Origin of the sequence: Paenibacillus radicis (ex Xue et al. 2023) (assembly GCF_024722015.1) — a bacterium.
Classification (GTDB): Bacteria; Bacillota; Bacilli; order Paenibacillales; family NBRC-103111; genus Paenibacillus_S.
This window is the reverse complement of the sequence record NZ_JANQBD010000004.1, coordinates 114,472-132,997: the sequence shown is the minus strand read 5'-3', so window position 1 is coordinate 132,997 and position 18,526 is coordinate 114,472. Positions and strand designations below refer to the sequence as shown.

At 44.5% G+C, this 18,526-nt stretch carries 20 protein-coding genes; 7 read left to right on the top strand and 13 right to left on the bottom strand.

From position 1 onward, the window contains the following. Positions 1-115 precede the first annotated feature (115 nt). The 12 genes from NV381_RS07195 to NV381_RS07140 form a co-directional block, all read right to left on the bottom strand. Entirely contained in the window at positions 116-919 is an 804-nt protein-coding gene (locus NV381_RS07195) for an IclR family transcriptional regulator (RefSeq protein ID WP_258212590.1), read from the bottom strand. Then, complete coding sequence (locus NV381_RS07190) at positions 920-1,762, bottom strand: carbohydrate ABC transporter permease (protein ID WP_258212589.1); 843 nt, start codon at positions 1,760-1,762, stop codon at positions 920-922. Then, on the bottom strand, positions 1,749-2,561 hold the full coding sequence (locus NV381_RS07185; protein ID WP_258212588.1) for a carbohydrate ABC transporter permease: 813 nt from the start codon (positions 2,559-2,561) through the stop codon (positions 1,749-1,751). The genes NV381_RS07190 and NV381_RS07185 overlap by 14 nt, the downstream gene beginning before the upstream one ends. Before the next feature lie 138 nt (positions 2,562-2,699). Continuing rightward, complete coding sequence (locus NV381_RS07180; protein ID WP_258212587.1) at positions 2,700-4,082, bottom strand: ABC transporter substrate-binding protein; 1,383 nt, start codon at positions 4,080-4,082, stop codon at positions 2,700-2,702. 85 nt (positions 4,083-4,167) lie between these two features. Then, complete coding sequence (dgoD, locus tag NV381_RS07175; RefSeq protein WP_258212586.1) at positions 4,168-5,301, bottom strand: galactonate dehydratase; 1,134 nt, start codon at positions 5,299-5,301, stop codon at positions 4,168-4,170. A gap of 144 nt (positions 5,302-5,445) precedes the next feature. Beyond that, the gene (locus NV381_RS07170; protein ID WP_258212585.1) at positions 5,446-6,219 is read right to left on the bottom strand and encodes a YhfC family intramembrane metalloprotease; all 774 of its coding nucleotides are present in this window, start codon (positions 6,217-6,219) and stop codon (positions 5,446-5,448) included. A 51-nt stretch (positions 6,220-6,270) separates the two neighbouring features. Next, positions 6,271-6,504: a helix-turn-helix domain-containing protein gene (locus tag NV381_RS07165; protein ID WP_258212584.1), complete on the bottom strand. Its 234-nt coding sequence runs from the start codon at positions 6,502-6,504 to the stop codon at positions 6,271-6,273. A gap of 38 nt (positions 6,505-6,542) precedes the next feature. Next, the gene (gene ybaK, locus NV381_RS07160) at positions 6,543-7,016 is read right to left on the bottom strand and encodes a Cys-tRNA(Pro) deacylase (protein WP_258212583.1); all 474 of its coding nucleotides are present in this window, start codon (positions 7,014-7,016) and stop codon (positions 6,543-6,545) included. A 29-nt stretch (positions 7,017-7,045) separates the two neighbouring features. Beyond that, the gene (locus NV381_RS07155; RefSeq protein WP_258212582.1) at positions 7,046-7,768 is read right to left on the bottom strand and encodes a metallophosphoesterase family protein; all 723 of its coding nucleotides are present in this window, start codon (positions 7,766-7,768) and stop codon (positions 7,046-7,048) included. Between the two features lie 268 nt (positions 7,769-8,036). After that, positions 8,037-9,041: an AI-2E family transporter gene (locus NV381_RS07150; protein WP_258212581.1), complete on the bottom strand. Its 1,005-nt coding sequence runs from the start codon at positions 9,039-9,041 to the stop codon at positions 8,037-8,039. A gap of 139 nt (positions 9,042-9,180) precedes the next feature. Then, on the bottom strand, positions 9,181-9,870 hold the full coding sequence (locus NV381_RS07145; RefSeq protein WP_258212580.1) for a metal-dependent hydrolase: 690 nt from the start codon (positions 9,868-9,870) through the stop codon (positions 9,181-9,183). A gap of 129 nt (positions 9,871-9,999) precedes the next feature. Then, positions 10,000-10,890, bottom strand: a complete 891-nt coding sequence (locus NV381_RS07140; RefSeq protein ID WP_258212579.1) for a LysR family transcriptional regulator — start codon at positions 10,888-10,890, stop codon at positions 10,000-10,002. Positions 10,891-11,003: 113 nt separating this feature from the next. Here NV381_RS07140 and NV381_RS07135 point away from each other — a divergent pair, with 113 nt between their 5' ends. Next, positions 11,004-11,375: a CidA/LrgA family holin-like protein gene (locus NV381_RS07135; protein ID WP_258212578.1), complete on the top strand. Its 372-nt coding sequence runs from the start codon at positions 11,004-11,006 to the stop codon at positions 11,373-11,375. Beyond that, positions 11,372-12,052, top strand: a complete 681-nt coding sequence (locus NV381_RS07130) for an LrgB family protein (RefSeq protein WP_258212577.1) — start codon at positions 11,372-11,374, stop codon at positions 12,050-12,052. The genes NV381_RS07135 and NV381_RS07130 overlap by 4 nt, the downstream gene beginning before the upstream one ends. 300 nt (positions 12,053-12,352) lie before the next feature. Here the strand turns inward: NV381_RS07130 and NV381_RS07125 are convergent, their stop codons facing one another. After that, positions 12,353-12,541 carry a hypothetical protein gene (locus NV381_RS07125; RefSeq protein ID WP_258212576.1) on the bottom strand — a complete coding sequence of 63 codons (189 nt, stop codon included), beginning with the start codon at positions 12,539-12,541 and terminating at the stop codon, positions 12,353-12,355. Between the two features lie 388 nt (positions 12,542-12,929). Between NV381_RS07125 and NV381_RS07120 the strand changes: the two genes are divergently transcribed. The 5 genes from NV381_RS07120 to NV381_RS07100 all read left to right on the top strand — a co-directional run bounded on the left by NV381_RS07120 (position 12,930) and on the right by NV381_RS07100 (position 18,436). Next, entirely contained in the window at positions 12,930-15,242 is a 2,313-nt protein-coding gene (locus tag NV381_RS07120; RefSeq protein WP_258212575.1) for a polysaccharide lyase family 7 protein, read from the top strand. A 185-nt stretch (positions 15,243-15,427) separates the two neighbouring features. Next, on the top strand, positions 15,428-16,051 hold the full coding sequence (locus NV381_RS07115) for a TVP38/TMEM64 family protein (protein ID WP_258212574.1): 624 nt from the start codon (positions 15,428-15,430) through the stop codon (positions 16,049-16,051). 312 nt (positions 16,052-16,363) lie between these two features. Then, positions 16,364-17,032 (top strand): hypothetical protein, encoded by a 669-nt coding sequence (locus NV381_RS07110; RefSeq protein WP_258212573.1) that lies wholly within the window; start codon positions 16,364-16,366, stop codon positions 17,030-17,032. Between the two features lie 255 nt (positions 17,033-17,287). Further along, complete coding sequence (locus NV381_RS07105) at positions 17,288-17,440, top strand: hypothetical protein (RefSeq protein WP_258212572.1); 153 nt, start codon at positions 17,288-17,290, stop codon at positions 17,438-17,440. 297 nt (positions 17,441-17,737) lie between these two features. Further along, on the top strand, positions 17,738-18,436 hold the full coding sequence (locus NV381_RS07100; protein WP_258212781.1) for a cupin domain-containing protein: 699 nt from the start codon (positions 17,738-17,740) through the stop codon (positions 18,434-18,436). Positions 18,437-18,526: the final 90 nt, after the last annotated feature.

Sequence of the window (18,526 nt, the reverse complement as noted above, 5' to 3'; positions counted from 1 at the left end):
CATACCAACTTACGATCCTTATCCATCCCACATGAAAGCTCTATACCAACTTTCCATCCTTATCCTTCTCGCATAAAGCTCTATACCAATTTACCATCCATCTCACATAAAAGCTCTATACCAATTTACCATCCTTATCTATCTCATAGAGCCTTGTTCCCACATAGCCCAGTTTCCTCGATACGGTTAATGCAGCTTCTGTAATGCTTTTCCCGAGAGTAATGATACGGTTCTCATCGGTTTGAGCATATAAAGCGGCAAAACCGAGCGCGGCCGTAGCGTTATGAGTCCAATCGTAAATGGCAGCCGATACGCTGATAACATCACAGTCATTCTCTCGGTTATCAATAGAATAACCTCTTGCCCTTGTATGATCCAATTCGACCATCAGCGCGTCAAACTTTGTAATGGAAAATTCCGTTTGGGGAAGCAACGCTCCCCCTCCAGTAATTTGCTTTATCCTTGCATCTGAATAAGCTGCCAGAAGAGCTTTACCTAAGCCTGTGCTATGCATGGGGGCTCTGGAGCCGAGCTGCGTCCTCGTTCTTACGGAAGTTAGTGGCTCTACTTGATCCAGATAAACCAAGCCGCCGTTATCCTCCATCCCGAGTAGAGCGGTTGCCCCATGCTCATCGGCCAGCTGCTGCATAATCGGACGGGCAATTCGGTGAAGATCACTTCCAGTCAAGTAGGAAACTCCAACCTGGTACAGTTTCAAACCAAGCTTATATGTCTTAAGACGCTCATCATCGACTTCCAAAAAGCCTTTACTCGTTAACGTCTGCACCAGCTCGAAAGCACTGCTCTTGGGGATGTCCAAGCCATCGCAGATTTCCGTTAACGTCAGCGGGGCATTTCGACTTTGTATCAGACAAAGCAGGTCTATGGTTCGTGCTGCAGATTTGTTTTCTTTGATCATTTATGATTTCACGGCTCCCGCAGTCAAGCTCGAAATAAAATATTTCTGCATAAATAAGAACAAAATCGTCAACGGAACGGATGCTACCAAAGAAGCGGCCATGAGATCGTTCCACACAATTTTATATTGTCCGATGAGCTGTCCGATACCAATAGGCACCGTTTTGTTCGTCTCCGTCGTAATTAACACCAAGGCGAAAATATACTCATTCCAGCCAGCAATAAACGAATAAATAGCCGTCGCTGCAAGCCCAGGCAAGGTCAAGGGCAATATAATTTGCCAGAAAATACGCAGCTTACTGCAGCCGTCAATAGCAGCAGCGTCGTCAATCTCCTTGGAAATGGTATTAAAATACCCCATCATCATCCAGGAGCAGAACGGAATCGTAAACGAGATATAGGTGAGCACCAACCCGGCCAAGGAATCCAGCAGTCCAATCATCGACATAATTTTGTAAAAAGGAATGAGCAGCATGATAGAAGGAAACATCTGAGTAACCAGTAAGAAGGTTAAAAAGGCGCCTTTTCCTCTAAAATGAAACCTCGATGCCCCAAACCCGGCTAATGTTGAGAAGAACAGCGACAGCACCGTAGCAAAAGCAACGGAAACCAGACTATTGTAGAAGTAACTGCTGAACGGATAATCCGTCCATAGCCTTGTGAAAGCCGCGAATGTCACCTTCTCAGGCAGCCATCTTGGAGGGATGGAGAAAATATCGCTTTCCGCTTTCAATGAAGTCGAAACCATCCACAGTACCGGAACAATAATAAGTAAGCAGGCAACAATCAGAATCGCATAGATGATCGCCATCAGCATCGTATTGGGTTTCCTATTTGTCATCATCTCTTAGCAGCCTCCTGTACAAGTAGCTAATCAATAAGCAAATAATGAAAACAAGAACAGCTGTTGCTGATGCACGGCCGAACTGGAACTGCTCGAAGGCCTGTTTAAAAATATCGATGCTGAGCACACTGGTCGCGTCAACCGGACCGCCTGATGTGAGCAAATAAATAATTGTAAAATGCTTGAACCACCAGATTGTCTCCAGGATGAGAGTAACCAACAGCACGGGCATAAGCCCGGGTATCATGACATTACGAATCGATTGCCAGGCATTGGCACCATCAATCTCCGCCGCTTCATACAGATCCTGTGAGATGGACTGCAGTCCCGCCATAATCATAACAAGTACAAGCGGGAAGCCCTTCCAGATCGCAGGAATAGCAACGCTGAACAATGCGAGATTAGGATTACCTAACAAATCCAAGGGCTCCTTGACCCAATGAAATTCCATCAGGTAGTAATTGATTAACCCATACAGAGGATTATATAGCCACTTCCATATTAGGGCAACGACAACCTCGGGGAACAGCCACGGCAGCACTAGAATGGCCCGAAATACAGCCCTTCCTTTGATATTCATACTTAACAGTATGGCCAGAACAAAGCCGACTATAAAATTGCCTGCAACCACAAGCACGGTAAATTTCAAGGTGATATACAGTTTTTTCAGAAACCCGGGATCCGTTAATACATCTTTATAATTGGTCAGCCATTTGAAGTCGTATTTATTGAGCAGATTGGTGTCATATAAACTGATGACCATTCCATATACGAGCGGATAAGCAATAAGAGCAAGCATGATCAGTATAGCAGGCAGCGCAAAATATAACCCCGCCCATTCGCCCCGTAAGGTATGCCGTTTCAGGGAAATCCCCCCTTGACCGTTGGTGGTTGAGGGGAAATGTCCTTGAACAGGCGGTTTTCCCCTCTGGCAAAGTTATTTGGAGCTTTTCTGGATTTCGTCACGGATGGCTTGTGCCGCTTTCTTGGCAGCAGCTTCAGGCGTCGCTTGTTCGGTAAGCAGAGCCTGATAAGCCTCGCCCAGTATATCTTGAACTTTCGGCAAATAAGGCACCTGCGGGAAGTTAACTACATATTCCAGCGCTTGAACAAACCCGGCAAACGTTGCGCTGCTTTTCACCAAATCTCCAGCTTCCGTTCTTGTCGGCATACGTCCTGTCGTTTCGTTGAATTTAACCGCATTGTCCTTGGAAACAAGAAATTTCAAATATTCTACAGCCATCTTTTGATTCTTCGAGCCGCTGGAGATGGAGAAGCCAAGTTCCCCTAATGTAGTGACATGCTTCCCTCCATTAGCCGCCTTTGGAAGCGGGACCGAGCCTAATTTCCCTTTCAAATTAGGATTCTGCGCATAAATGGCTCCCGTAGAATGCGGACCTGTCACGATCATCCCCGTTTTTTCCGTAGCCATCAAGGTTACCGCTTCTGCATAGCTTACTTGAGTAGGCCCAGGAGGAGCTACTTTATCCTTCGTGTACAGCTCGCCGAACATTTTCAGCGCTTCAATGGCCTGTGGTTTATCCATATCCGTCACCCACTTCCCATTCTCTTCACGCAGCTCTTCTACCCCATAGGAACGAAGAATGTGCATGAACCGTCCCGCACCCGATCCATTTTTCGAGCCAACCAATGCAAAACCCCAACGTTTACCGGGTTCTGTTAACGCTTTCGCAGCATCCCTGAATTCATCCCATGTAGTTGGAGGCTTCAAGCCTTTTTCCTGAAACCAGTCGGCCCGGTATAATAGAGCTGTGGGAGCTGTAAACCAAGGCATAAACTGCAGCTTATCTTTGAACGTTGCTTCTTTAAGATTAGATGGATAAAAGCCTTTCAAAAAATCATCACCCAATAATTTGGACATATCTGCTGTAATACCCATTTCTTCAGCCTTAGCTACGAAATCGGGTGTGTTTGTGAAAATGTCCGGAAGCTGCTTGCCTGTTGCCATCGTGGTCAGCTTAGCAAACAAATCATTCATCGGCACGCCGACAAACTGAATTTTCACATTCGGATGCTGCTTCATAAATTCATCAGCAATTGCTTGTTCAACGGTTGCTTCCGGTTTTTCCAGAATAGTGGTTGAGACGATAGTGAGTGTGATAGGCTCGTTTTTGGAAGCATCGTTACCAGTTGCTGTTGCCGCTGGAGTTGTTGAACTACCGCTCCCCTTATCGCTCGCGGGTACCGCACCGCCCGCTCCAGCACCCGTACCGCCTCCACTGCAAGCCGTTAGAAGCAAGCTGAGCGATAACAAGGTACTCGTAACTACTGCGTGCAGCTTTGACATTTTAATAAGCATAATCGGACCTCCCAAATTTTTATAGAGCTTCAGCACACTCACATTCCACCTATGGCTCAACCACTCGCTGCATAACTTCTAAGGCTCACCATTCTGCGTAAGAGCCGTCCTCGTGATACAATCTCGGAGTATCCCAATCACCAGGGTAAGCCCTCTCCACCAGTGATTCTTCTACAATTTCGATGCCTAAGCCTGGACCTTCCGGCAGCTTGATATAACCGTCTTCTATAACAAAAGGTTTCTTAAGATAGCCCGCGCCCAAATCCCATTTCTCATGGAGAGAAGGATGCTCCTGAATCAAGAAATTAGGCGTGCATGCATCCAGCTGTAGACAAGATGCCAATGAGATCGGCCCGAGTGGATTATGAGGAGCGATGGAGCCGTAATACACCTCTGCCATGGCCGCTATTTTCTTAGCTTCCAGAATTCCGCCCGCATGGCACAGGTCTGGCTGTACAATGGCGATCGCCTGCTTCTCCAACACTTCTCTGAAGCCCCAGCGTGTAAACAACCGCTCTCCCGATGCAATAGGAATAGACGTTGATTGTGCAACCCTCACCATAGTATCCACATTCTCAGGCAGGCATGGCTCCTCAATAAACATCGGATAATAAGGCTCAAACTCCCGTGCAAGTCGGATTGACATGGCTGGACTCACTCTACCGTGGAAATCAATGGCGATATCCATTTCTTTACCAACCGCAGCGCGAATTGCCGCCAATTTGGCTACTTGGCTTTCGACGAATGCTAAGCTATCTACGTTCAGCACCGGGGGATCAATGCCGATTTTGATAGCAGTAAAGCCTTGCTGTTGTTTCTTAACCGCATTTTTGGCAATTTCCTCAGGCGTATCTCCCGAGCAATGGCTATACATACGAATTTTATGCCGACAAGCACCCCCAAGCATTTCATACACCGGAATGTTGTAGTATTTCCCTTTGATATCCCATAACGCTTGTTCAATACCGCTTATTGCGCTTACCAGAATCGGACCTCCACGATAAAAAGTCCCACGGTACATCACCTGCCAATGATGTTCAATTCTTAAAGGATCCTGTCCGATCAAATAAGATTCCAGCTCCCGGATTGCCGCCTCAACCGTCTTGGCCCTGCCCTCAACAATCGGTTCTCCATAGCCTGTTATCCCTTCATCGGTGTGAACCTTCAAAAAGAGCCATCTTGGCTTAACATGAAATAATTCTAATTTTGTAATTCGCAACTGGCTGCGCCACCTTCCATTTTTTGTAGTTCGCATATGCGAACTTCGTTCGATAAACAAATGATATCGCTTACATTATGGTATGTCAATAATAAAATTACAAAAAAAGGAACTGCCTCATACGCTGAGACAATCCCTCTTTATTTACGCAAACCATTTCTTCGACTTCACAATCACCACTATTGCCCCAATACCCAATATCCATATTACAGCCTCAGCCACCCACAATGATAAGAAATGAGCTTGATACATGGCAGGTGCAAAGTCAACAAGGGCATGAAGCAGAATCGCATAAAGTAAATATACAACCTTACGATTGCGAACGCCATACAATACAATTAGAGAGAACGCAATTTGCATGAATATTGCCGGGATACGCTCCAGTCCTCCCAACCAAAATTCACTTTGCGCAGTTTGGATCAAACGGTTCTTGAGTTCAGCTATCTGCTCCGGCGGCAAACCTGCTCCAAGTGACTCCTCAAGCTTACCCGCATTAATCATTGTTGCAAAGATTATTCCCTGTACACCGGAAACGATGGCTATCAGGAAAGCTTCAATGCCTCCATGACCGATTCCCAAGGAGATGCCGTCCTTGCGCTGCTGCCGGTTTTTCAGAAGAAAAGTGAAGCCAAGCCACCGTCCTACCTCTTCAAATATACCTGCGGCAAGCCCCCCATAAAGAGCAAACAGCCAAGGATTTTTGAACCAAGCTGCCGTCGATTTATTAAAGGATAATACATAATAATGCATACCTTTTTCCAAAACCTGCGAAAAGATGAAAAAAACGAGTATCCCAACACCTATCGCACGATAAGAAATACCAGTAGTCCTGCGAAAATATAACACAAGCGCCACGGGAATGAGAACTCCCAGAATGACCTGCACGATCATGGCCGTGATGGAACCCTGACTCACCATTTGTTTTCACTCCTTATATAACGCTAGGCAAATGCAGACCCTCGCAATATATCATTCACTATCTGTGCTACTAGTTGTAGGGTAACCTGCAAGGACTAACAGCTCTTCTACATTTTCTACTCTTAATGCATACGCTAATGATATTACAATTTCTTTGGAGGGTTGGAATCGGCCATTCTCTATTGAATTAAGGATCGAATAACTAATGCTGGCCTTTTCTCCTAATTTCCGCAATGAAATATCCCGCTGCTGCCGCAGCTCCTTAAGCTTGCTGGAAAAATCCAATGTACAGTCTCCTTATCGTTCATCATTTCATTGCTAATCTACAGAGTAATATCAGCTAAAACAGCTTCAGAGACGGCTGCCAAATCTTTGCCATCGAGAAATATTTGAAGTCCACGGCGACCTGCGCTTATGCTGACTGGATTAACTGTAGTAACCGTTAGATCCATATAAAAGGGATATTTCTTCTTAACCCCAAGTGGCGACACTCCACCGCGAATATAACCGGTCAATGCTTGAATTTCTTTTACCTGAACCATCTCGACCTTCTTATTGCCGCTCACTTGAGCGAGTCCCTTCAAGTTCAGCTCTTTGTCCCCGGGAATACACGCCATAATAATTCCGGTTTTGTCTCCACGTAATACAAGCGTTTTATATAGATGATTCACCGGCAATCCTACTTTATCAGCAACTGTAAAAGCATCAAGCTGGTCCTCACTCCACTCATATTCATGCAATGTATACTCCGTCTGAGATGAATCTAAAATTCGGCAGGCATTCGTTTTCGTTGACATAGCTCCTCCTTGTTCCCTGCTTGATTTCTTTAATTAACTCTAGCGTTCCTAAGAACCCTGGTCATCATTTCCGCATTGGGGTAGCTCGAAGCCTCATATTGCCGGACAACCTCTTCAATATCAAAGCTTACCCGTTCAATAGCGGTTGTGATAGCCCCTTCCGTTATCTCCAAAGTAGCGTAGGAAGCCATTGCCGTACTGTCAAAGGGCAGCCCGACGCTCCCTGTATTCATGATCACTTTACCATTGATATACCTGATATATGGTTTGTGAATATGAGCATATATGTACATTTGCGCGTCCTTGGATGACATCAGCCTGGAACTAACCGTTTCATTATCAGCATCCGGAGGCACAATATCAAACAAGCTATCCGGTGTAGCATGAAAAAGATGCAGGGGCAGGCCCTCTATTGTAACGTTAATTTCTGTAGGCAGCTTGGACAAATAGTCGATATCGGTTGGATCTAGTTTAGATACAGTCCAATCCCGTTCACGATTCATCATTTCCAAAGCGGAATCTGCAACCTCGCCCTTCTGGACACCGCGAACGACCCACTCGTCTGCATTGCCCTTAATTACATCAGCATTCAAGGAACGAATCAATTCAATAGATCTTTTCGGTTCCGGGCCGCGGTAACATAAATCTCCCATCACATACATTTTATCCACATTCTTTTTATTAATATCTATTAGCACCTTTTCCAATGCATGTGCATTCCCATGGATATCGGATATAAAAGCAATCTTCATACAGCTCAGCTCCTTCTTGTTATTAATAAGTTTAAATTTACCATTAGTGACGGCCAAAGTCTAAGATTAACCGACACACTACCACGCTTCAAGCTGCTATACGACGGTCAGGATGCAGTGCTGATCCCTCGGCTGATCCCCGTTCGGTAATCGCAGTAAAAAGCCCTCCTTCTGAGCTATTACTCGGATGGAGGACTTGTGAATTTGTCGAATTCTGACTGCTTAAACACCACTTGGGCGGTTTGCCGCGGTTCATTACTATCTCATTTTAAGTTGAGGTATCCACATCGAGAATATCCAATATAAACACGAACACGGGAATGCCTACGATCAAGCCCCATGTGCCGAAATAATGCTGTGAGAAAATAAGAACTATGAACGTATAGAACATAGGGAGATTCATTTTGGAAGACATCAGCTTCGGATTTAAGAAGTACCCTTCCAGGAAATGAAGCACCGCAATCATTACAACCACATAGATGATCATCATATGACCACCTACATTATAGCCGATAATACATAAAGGAATTAAGGATATCAGGAACCCTGCCACGGGTATCAAGCTAAGCAGGAAGATCATAAGAGCTAGAGCAAACAGGTACGGGAAGCCAAGAATCCATAACCCGATCACGGTCAATATAGTGTTGAACAGAGCAATAAGAATTTGAGCTTCGATAACTTTCCCGAAGGACAGAATGAATTTATTGCCGAAATATTCAAGCTCTTCATAAAGCCAGGAAACTTTGCTTGTTTTAAGCTTGGAAGTAAATGCAGAGATTCTATTCTTCTCCAGAATAAAGAACAAGCTCAATATGGTTGCCAGAACAAAGGTTGTACCCCAGTTGCTGAACCTGAGAATATATTCGAAGGCTTGCTTCACATAAGCTTGTAAATTCAGATCCTTCAAAGTTTTATATACATATCGGGAAATCTCATCTTGAGGAGCAGGCAAATTCGTTAATCCGACTAAAATTTCTTTTAAATGTATGATCTGAACAAAGACCTTCGGTAAATAATTTACGATCGCATAAACCAATATGGAAATCATCGCAGCATACAGAAGTATGATAATGACTTTGCTGTTAATCTGGACGTATCTATTAAGCCTTCTCGTTAAAAACCTTTGAATACTGCTCATAATAAATGCTATCAGGAAGGTCAAAAGTACCAGGTTCAGCATGTCCTTAATACTAATGAGCAGCAAGCATATTAGAAAAAGGATCGAAAATCGTCTTACCGTTAAATTCAAAAAAAATTGCCTGATATTGTCCATCAATTCGTCTCCATTCGAGTAGCCTAACTATGTTTAGTCTATACACTTAGTCTACAGAAATAGAAGCCTTATGGCAATCTAATATTCGATAAAATGTTACAAAAAGTGCCTTAATGTGCACTCCTTATGAACTACAGACCTAGATTTCTATCTCGTCGCCCGGCACCATTACTTTTCCACTAATCCCCTCAGCTTCCAACTGCTTTACGAAAGCTTTGGCATCCTGATTAATAATGGGGAAAGAGTTATAGTGGACAGGAATGACCAGCTTGGCCCTATACCATTTCGCTGCTTGAAGCGCATCCTCCGGGCCCATCGTATAATGGCCTCCAATCGGTACAAAAGCAACGTCAATTTTTTCACGATTGCCTATCAGCTTCATATCCCGGGAGAGTCCGGTATCACCTGTATGCAATAGGGTCTTGCCCTCCGCACGTATGATGAACCCGGCAGCCATGCCTCCGTATAATATCGTTTTGTTCTCCTCATCAACGATGCCTGAGCTATGGAGTGCATGAATCATTTTGGCTTGAGCGAAGCCAAGATCCACCGTTCCGCCGATATTCATACCGATTGTCTCTACACCTTTCCAGGACATATAGGCAGCCAGCTCTACATTGGAAACGACAGGAATATTATTCGCTTGGGCGATTGGTGCTGCATCGAGAATGTGATCTATATGGGCATGGGTCAAAAGGACTGCATCGGTCTTGATATCTTCCGGCTTCATAACTGCCAGTTTATTGCCGCTGAGGAATGGATCGATAATTAGCGATTTTCCATTCGTCTCGATTTGTACTGCGGAATGTCCATGATAAATAATTTTCATATCCTCAACACCTTCCTATAAAATATGAGTTTAAAAGACTTATTCAGAACCGGCAGATCGATTTATTAATCTACAGTTTCATGTTTATTATACAATATGGGTTAAATCAAGGCATACTATTACTCTTTCTCATACACGTTCATTAAATATTTTTTTCGTAAACGCAATCCATTCCCTGGCCGCCAAAGAAAGGTATCCTTCCTTCCTCCAAGCCATCACCAGCTCCCACGGTATAATTGGATTGACCAAAGAAACCGCTCTTAACTTATCAGGATCAAGTACTCTGCAAATAGTGTCGGGCAGCATTGCAATGCCCAAATCCGCACCTACCATCTCACCGATAAAATCCCATTGCGAGCTTTCATAGACAATGTGTGGATCATAACCTATAGCGCGGCATTCGTTAATGATCCGGTCATGCAGGGCAAAATCGCTGCTGAACAGGATAAACCTTTCGTGCGCCAAATCCACAAGTTCAATCTGGCTCCGCTGAGCCAGCTTATGCGCTGGATGCATAATGACCTTTAACCGATCCTCTACGAGCCGGAATGTATCGAACATTTCCTCGTCAACCGGGCCCAAGACAACTCCCACATCCAATGTTCCATCCGAGAGGCTTTCCTCAATTTTTCTCGCTCCATCCTCCACCATTTTGATCGAGATTCCCGGATATTGCTCCTGAAACCGTTTGAGTACCTCAGGGAAAAACCTCGATCCGGCCATCGGAGGAAGCCCAATACGGATGCTGCCCTTATGCAAATAAGTCAAATCGTTTATTTCGGTCATCATGCCATCGAACAGCTGAAGAATCGGCCCGGCATGCTTTACTATCGCTTCACCGGCATTCGTCAGTTTAATCTGTTTTCCATCCCGGGCAAACACCTCGATGTTAAGCTCATTCTCCAGATTTTTGATCATTTTGCTAATGGTTGGCTGTGTTATATGCAGCGCTTCCGCAGCTTTTGTAAAGCTATTATGACGCATGATTTCGGTAATATACTTTAAATGGCGTATCTCCACGGATAATAAACCCTCGTTTTCATAGACAAATGGAATGAATACCATTCTATATATTCATTTTACTCATGCAACGCACCTTCGTATACTAGGAATAGGAAAGAAGGGCGGAAATAATGAGATTGCTGCTTAAAACAATTTTTCAGGTCGTATTATTTATCATCCTCGCCCGAATCTCCAACTTTATCGTTGAGTGGCTGCATATCCCAGTTCCCGGCAGTATTGTCGGCATAATCATCATGTTCACACTTCTAAAACTCAAAGTGCTCCGGCTCGATTGGATTGAATATGGCTCCAAGTGGCTGCTATCGGAAATGCTTCTGTTCTTTATTCCTTCAACTGTTGCTATTATCAACTATAAAAGCCTAGTGATTCATAGCGGAGCCCGAATAGCGCTCACTATCTTACTCAGTACAATAGCCGTCATGATATGTACGGGTCTCATGGGCCAATTATTTATGTTACGTAAAAGGAGAGAAAGCCGATGATGAACGCTATTCTCTGGTTACTCGGCACAATAATAGTTTATTGGGCATCCAAACGCTTATACCGAACTTATAAAAAAATGTATTTGACACCGTTGCTAGTTACCCCAATGGTCGTTATCGCTGTTATCGAATTGTCCGGCGTTTCTTATAATACGTATGATAAAGGAGCCGGTTGGCTTACCGACTTGGTCGAACCAGCTACTATTGCGCTCGCGGTAATTTTGTACAAAAATTGGGAGCAATTAAAGAAAAATGCGTGGACCATTATTATCTGTGTAGGATGTGGCGCAATTGCTGCCTTTGTAACCTCAGCAGGATTGTCTTACCTGCTTGGACTATCGCCGGAAATAATGGACAGTCTGGCTCCGCGCTCCGCAACGACTCCCATTGCTATTTCCATATCTTCCAACATCGGCGGCATTCCGACGATAACCGCTGTCGCCACTATCTTCACCGGACTGCTCAGCATGATTGTAGGTCCATTAATTGTTAAGTGGCTCCGCATTCAGCATCCTATTGCACGCGGCGTTCTGTTTGGCACAAGCGCACATTCAGCCGGAATCAGCAAAGCCATGGAGTATGGTGACGTCTCTGGCTCCATCGCCGCTATAGCCATGATGGCTACAGCTTTCATTACATTGGCCGCAGCCCCTTGGCTGATTCTTATGTTTCAATGATTCTACTCAATAAAATCAAATTCCAGGTACATTTTATTCAAATGATATATTTTAGCGCTGTTCCCTTCGAAGTTAATAACACAATCTTGAATCATGAAGGATAATACTCTATCGCCATTGTCCTCAACGAGGTTCAAGCTATCATAGGGGGATGTTTCAAATTCGATACGATCACAAGAATATTCGCTCACTTCCTTGCTGTGATTGTACTGGGAGACTATCAATTTATTTGAATTATGTTTAGTTTTTTGGCAAAATGTATACAAAGTTCTAAGCATCTGTGACATTAATAAAACCCCTTTAGTGAGAAAATTTCGCTTTTAACCTTGCCGCTTCAGCCTCTGCCTCTGTACATCCGTCTTTGATCAGCTTCTTTTTAATTCTTACTGCAAATAGATCCGCACCTAGCTCCAATTCTGGCGTCTGGGCTGATTTGTAGCGGTCTGCCATTATTTCGATTGCATTTTGCAACAAAAATTCTTTGTCCATTATTCCTCCTCCTATGCAAATCAAATTGGACTTTCATAGTATTGAGCATTAGCGATTAGCAGCACTATTATTAATTATTCTACCATATTCATTTCAAAGATTATTGCAAATTAAAAAAACTCAAAGAAACCTATAGGAATGACAACCAGACCCAAAAATTACCCTTGCTTCCTTTGCAAATCAATGTTGTACAATGAAGTCGAAGTGAAATATATCCAGCTTGCCCATTGCTTATAAAATAGCATGGCTACGTAAAGCTCTGAGGAGGTGCAGCTGTAACTTTCAAATGAAAGCGCTTAATCAAAAGAAAATAGTTAATCGGAGTGGAAGAACTGAAAACCAAATGACAACATGAGATCCCATACAAATAATTAGGGAGGCTATAATTATGTTGTGTTCTGATGCAAAAAAAGGTATGCGTTTCTTGCTTTGCTTGCTTTTATTGGTGGCTTTAGTCCCTATCACTCCTATTTTTGCCGCCACTTTGTTCAGTGATGATTTTGAATCATACTCCTCATTTCCTCAGGGCGGCTGGGTGAACGCAACCAGCAACGGCAGCTGGGCGATTTCACAGATCAGTACAAACTTAGCCAAACAAACCACTACATCTTCAACCGATTATATGATGACCAACGGCCAATCCTCTTGGACGAACTACACCTACCAAGCGCGCATCCAAACCGCTTCAACCAGCTCTACTACAGGTATTGTTGGACGCTATACGGATAACAACAACTATTACATACTTGCGTTGAACAACGGCAATGTAGTGCTGAAGAAAAAAGTGGGCGGCACAACCACAACCTTACAAAGTGCTGCTTATACCTTTAACACATCGACTTTCTATACTTTGAAGCTGTCGCTGAATGGCACGACAATTTCCGGATCTGTCAATGGTTCACAGCTCGTGAGCGTGACCGACAGCAGCCTCACCAGCGGTAAAATCGCCATTTACTCTTCAGGAGCCGGCTGGTGGGACGATGTTCTCGTCAGCGATATTGCCTCAAGCGATACACAAGCTCCGACAGCGCCTGCGAATCTCGCCGCAACTGCAATTTCCAGCAGCCAAATTAATTTGAGCTGGAATGCCTCTACCGACAACGTAGGTGTATCCGGGTATAACGTATACCGTGGTTCAACCCTTGTCGGATCTCCGACGACTCTTTCTTTTAGCGACACGGGCCTGAACGCCTCCACTTCCTACAGCTACACCGTTAAAGCAAAGGATGCTGCAGGCAATCTTTCAGCTGCCAGCAACACAGCCAGTGCTACAACTCAAGCCGGCGGAACTCAGGTTACAATTGCGAACCCTGGTTTTGAGAACAGCTTCACCGGCTGGACAACTAGCGGCAGCACCGCGATCTCTACGAGTGATTACCACAGCGGTGCCCGCTCAGGCAAAATTTCATCCTCAGGCTCGCAAATTTCACAAACCATCTCTGGCCTGAGCACCAACACCACCTATACTCTTAGTGCCTGGATTTTGGGTCAAGGGTTAATTGGCGCGAATACATTTGGCGGCAGCGAGGTTACCATAGGCGGCAATTCTTCAGCCTGGACCTCCATTTCGGTATCCTTCACCACAGGGTCGTCTAACACGAGCGCTATCATTTTTGCCCGTGGAACTACGTCGACTGACGTTCGTTTTGACGACTTTACAATTACTGGAGGTGGTGGTAGCAGCGGAGATACGCAATCTCCCACAGCACCAACCAACTTGACCGCAACAGCAGCATCCAGCAGCCAAATCAACTTGAGCTGGACTGCCTCTACCGATAATGTGGGTGTTACGGCCTATCAAGTATACCGTGGCTCCACCCTTGTCGGATCACCAACAGCTACCTCATTCAGCGACACGGGCCTGAGTGCATCCACCGCTTACAGCTACACAGTCAAAGCGAAGGATGCGGCCGGAAATGTATCAACGGCAAGTAATACCGCCAGCGCGACAACGCAATCCGGCAGTACACCAACATTACCGTCACAAGTGTTATATTTGAAAAACTGGAAGCTTACTCTGCCTATACCTAAATCGACCTCTAATCCATCCACACCATTGGAAATCTTCCAGCCTGATTTGGATACCTATTCCATTAACCCATGGTTCAAAGTTGTGAACGATACCGATGGCTATGCGGTTCAATTCCGGGCTAACCACGGTGCCGTTTCAACTAGCGGGTCCAAAAATCCGAGAAGCGAATTGCGTGAGATGGTCGATAACTACACAACGCAGGATTCGAGCAGTCTAAAGTCATGGGGAACCAATGATGGAAAAACACACTCCATGTTTATCAAACAAAAAGTTACTCACTTGACGTCCATAAAACCGCATACGGTAGTCGGCCAAATCCATGATGCAGATGATGACGTAACTGTTTTCCGTGTTGAAGGAAACAACCCTGGCGGTGTTTCAACAACAGCCAAAATCTATATTACAGATGGAGACAATACGCACGCGTATTTGCTTGACAGCAATTATACTTTAGGTACCGTATTTACCGTTAAAGTCACCGCTTCAGGCGGCGTCCTCAGCTATGAATACAATGGCCAAACGGTACCGTACACGCAAACAAAAAATGCTACAGGTTGTTATTTCAAGATAGGCAACTATACACAGTCAAATGACACAACGGCCCCTGGGGAAAGTCCTGATGCCTATGCTGAAAATTGGGTTTATGCTTACAATGTAACGCATCAATAATTTATGAATGCTTAAAAAAGCTGGCCTGGATTATAATTCCAAGCCAGTTTTTTTCCATGTCCCCGAGCCCTTGAAACTTTCATTGGCTTGGCAAGCTTGCTATAATGAATGGTATTATTTTCTTATCCAATGTTGGACGAATATATCCACAGCTTATCTAATGAAGTGGGGCTCTAAAAACAAATATGAAAAGCATTCTCGCAGGCATCGGTTACGCAGCAGCTATCCTGATTTTCTATATGTACAGAAATGAAATTGTGAGCTGGCTTCAAAATGGCGAAGCCCCTTTAGCTCTTATATTTCTCATAGCCGTAGGCTTCATCCTATTTCCAGTCATTCCTTTCAAAATTATTATCGGAATGCTCGGTTATTTCTACGGCTCTTTACTGGGCGCATTAATAAGCTGGCTTGCCGCCTCCGTAGGTAGTGTGATCATTTACTTGCTGGTGCAAATCTTTTTCCAAAAGCAAGGCCGAGCCTATTTAGCCAAATTTAACAAACTTGAACGACTGACACAAACCATTGAGCATCATCCGTTTTGGACAATTGTTTTTGCCCGCATGATTCCCGTTTTGCCGCAAGCCTTAGTCAATGTATATTCGGCCCTATTGTCCATCCGGCTGCTCACTTACGCGGTAGCATCAGCTGTTGGAAAAATTCCCGCCATGCTCGTATATGCCTATATCGGGGAGCATCTGTTCTCCGGTGTATATAAGCTTCTTATGGCCATTGGAATCTATGCTCTATTCTTATTAGTAACCTATCTGATTTATCGCCGCTGGGTTCATAATAAGCGCCGCAAAGCTTGATTTTTTGCAACGTGCGCGGCTCCCGTTGTGGCGTTGCATGGTGATCGGTCGAACCCCACGCGTTCCGTTTACTCTGGGCTGGGAAGCTTATTATCATCAGCGAGTAACAGACCCAGACTGTACCATTTTAAAATTTAACACCTTACCGTAATTTTAATTATCACCACGACTTTTGTACATTCACCCTATGCCTACTGGTTAAATGATAGATTCTTTACTATAATAAAATGTAAGTGACGAAGAACGTCCCGGGTCCATTCCTACGCGAAATGGACCCGGGACGTTCTTTTTTAATTTGGGAGGGATGATACCATGAATTTCGAGGCGGCGCATGCAGCATTTATTCAACATCATTTGCATAAAAGAACGGGGGAACGGAGAGGCCGCTTGGAGCGAGGACACCGGGAAGCTGAGAAGCTGTTTTGCAGCAACGTATGGTGGCCTCTGCAGGGGGATTTCAACAATTTACATCCAGAATTCGAAGTGCTCGATTGGCGGGGGTTATCCTACTTCTGCGACTTTGCCTTGATAACCTCGCATGTCAAGCTAATCCTAGAAATCAAAGGTTTCGGTCCACATGTACGGGATATGGACAGACAAAAATATTGCCACGAGCTGAACCGGGAAACCTTCTTATCTGCTATGGGCTTTCAGGTAATTTCAGTTGCATACGATGATGTTGCTCACCGTCCTGAACTGTGCAAGACCCTGCTGCAAATGGTGTTTAGCCGCTATCTCCCACAATCTTCTCCTACAAGCATGAAGAGTGTAGCGGAACTGGAAATCATCCGGCTTGCCTGCATGCTCGCTCGTCCGCTGCGCCCCATTGATGTGGAGACTCATTTGTGCATAAACCATCGCACTGCCATTCGTATCCTGCATTCACTCTGCACAAAGGGATTGTTCTCCCCTGTAGCCGGCGCGGAGGGCAAGCATGTTGTGAGGTATGAGCTCCATCCAAATGCGATGAAACGATTGTAAAAAGCCTGCAATCTTACATCTTTTCTATCTTTTTTTGTACAGAGCGAAGTTTTCCTGCAAAAATACATGTTTTTACCTTTCAAACTCAAGGCGAAACAATCCTAGGCTAACATTCCTGTATATTTGCAGGCATTTCCTCTAAACGAACGTTTTCCATTGAAAAAACCTGCACTTTCGCAGTTTTTTACATGCCGCCGAACCGCTGGAAAAAATAATGATGCTAGAATGGCTTCAACCGACCGCCAGGAGGAAGTTATGGGGAGCGATTGGCCGATGTACCGGACGCAGGAACGGTGTTCACTCTATAACAATCGGATCTTTTGCAAAGTAAACAAGAGCTACCGCCAAGATAGATATGCCCAAAGGCAGCTGACAGCTTGGCGACTTTACAATCGTGGTACTGAGTAACACCCCTCGGCAAGCTTCAGAGGTTGCCAAGTCTCGCGCTAAACTCAAGGAAGTACAATGGTCAATTGACCAGGAATATCAAATGCATTCATTGCTGAGGAGCTGTTGATCTATCATCAAATTGATTAAAACCCATTGTAAAAGAAAATATAGGCGCCCCCCTGTTTGTCCAGTCCCGTTTCCCCCCTCTAAACACAGTGAAATACCTTCGCTATAAAATAGTGCACTTTCTTCTGGGGAGAAACATAAGATATCCCATAAGTCAAAAGCCTATATTAAATGAAGGTAGGGAAAAAAGTGACCGTTTCATACATGGACTATACTTCACCGTCCACACAATTCACCTTTGATGTAAATAACAACCTCTTTTTCAAAAAGGATGATCAGAATTATATTAATATTCTTTCCATCGATCAGCTTAACACATTAGGCAACACGTCTCTGCTTGATATTTTTCTTAGTACTGGAAATGTCATTGAGCCCCACATCCATCAAAATGCCTCAGAACTAGTGTATTGTATTTCCGGCGCCGCTGTTGTCTCCATAGTCAATCCATTTACAAAACAGCTGCTCAATTTCTCAATCCATCCGGGCCAAGTCGCTAATGTGCCGCAGGGCTGGTGGCATTATGAAATTGCTACGGTAGATAACACACATCTATTGGCCATATTCGATGCGCCGACTCCTGAATTTATAGGTGGTTCCGACCTGCTGCGATTAACACCTGCTAGTGTGTTCGCCCATACTTATTGCCTTAATGAGGCACAAGTGAAGGAAACGTTGGCCCCTATAACGAAAACTGTTTTCATTGGACCGCCTAGCGATTGCAAAACAAATCAGGTCCAAAGCAATGCAGCAGCTAATTCAGCCTATTCGAATAAGCCCAACAACAATCAGGCTCCTGTTCATTCGAATCGTCAACCTTATGATTATTATCCTCAACAACAGCAGGCTGTCATCGGAAATGGATGGGGATATTGTAATCAAAACTATTAAATGTTGATCCCAATCCCATCTCCGTTCTATACCTCAAGAAGTGGTTGTCTCAAAAGGGAAAAGCCCAGTGTCTGTATCCCATAAAATGTA

What these genes read in the sequence shown, in the direction of transcription:
- NV381_RS07170 (WP_258212585.1), bottom strand. Translation starts at nt 6,219, where the DNA reads ATGGTGAGTCAGGGTTCCATCACGGCCATGATCGTGCAGGTCATTCTG.
- NV381_RS07135 (WP_258212578.1), top strand. Translation starts at nt 11,004, where the DNA reads ATGAGATTGCTGCTTAAAACAATTTTTCAGGTCGTATTATTTATCATC.
- ybaK (WP_258212583.1), bottom strand. Translation starts at nt 7,016, where the DNA reads ATGTCAACGAAAACGAATGCCTGCCGAATTTTAGATTCATCTCAGACG.
- NV381_RS07185 (WP_258212588.1), bottom strand. Translation starts at nt 2,561, where the DNA reads ATGCTTGCTCTTATTGCTTATCCGCTCGTATATGGAATGGTCATCAGT.
- NV381_RS07145 (WP_258212580.1), bottom strand. Translation starts at nt 9,870, where the DNA reads ATGAAAATTATTTATCATGGACATTCCGCAGTACAAATCGAGACGAAT.
- NV381_RS07150 (WP_258212581.1), bottom strand. Translation starts at nt 9,041, where the DNA reads ATGGACAATATCAGGCAATTTTTTTTGAATTTAACGGTAAGACGATTT.
- NV381_RS07130 (WP_258212577.1), top strand. Translation starts at nt 11,372, where the DNA reads ATGATGAACGCTATTCTCTGGTTACTCGGCACAATAATAGTTTATTGG.
- NV381_RS07110 (WP_258212573.1), top strand. Translation starts at nt 16,364, where the DNA reads ATGAATTTCGAGGCGGCGCATGCAGCATTTATTCAACATCATTTGCAT.
- NV381_RS07125 (WP_258212576.1), bottom strand. Translation starts at nt 12,541, where the DNA reads ATGGACAAAGAATTTTTGTTGCAAAATGCAATCGAAATAATGGCAGAC.
- NV381_RS07190 (WP_258212589.1), bottom strand. Translation starts at nt 1,762, where the DNA reads ATGATGACAAATAGGAAACCCAATACGATGCTGATGGCGATCATCTAT.
- NV381_RS07195 (WP_258212590.1), bottom strand. Translation starts at nt 919, where the DNA reads ATGATCAAAGAAAACAAATCTGCAGCACGAACCATAGACCTGCTTTGT.
- NV381_RS07155 (WP_258212582.1), bottom strand. Translation starts at nt 7,768, where the DNA reads ATGAAGATTGCTTTTATATCCGATATCCATGGGAATGCACATGCATTG.
- NV381_RS07180 (WP_258212587.1), bottom strand. Translation starts at nt 4,082, where the DNA reads ATGCTTATTAAAATGTCAAAGCTGCACGCAGTAGTTACGAGTACCTTG.
- NV381_RS07105 (WP_258212572.1), top strand. Translation starts at nt 17,288, where the DNA reads ATGGGGAGCGATTGGCCGATGTACCGGACGCAGGAACGGTGTTCACTC.
- NV381_RS07115 (WP_258212574.1), top strand. Translation starts at nt 15,428, where the DNA reads ATGAAAAGCATTCTCGCAGGCATCGGTTACGCAGCAGCTATCCTGATT.
- NV381_RS07120 (WP_258212575.1), top strand. Translation starts at nt 12,930, where the DNA reads ATGTTGTGTTCTGATGCAAAAAAAGGTATGCGTTTCTTGCTTTGCTTG.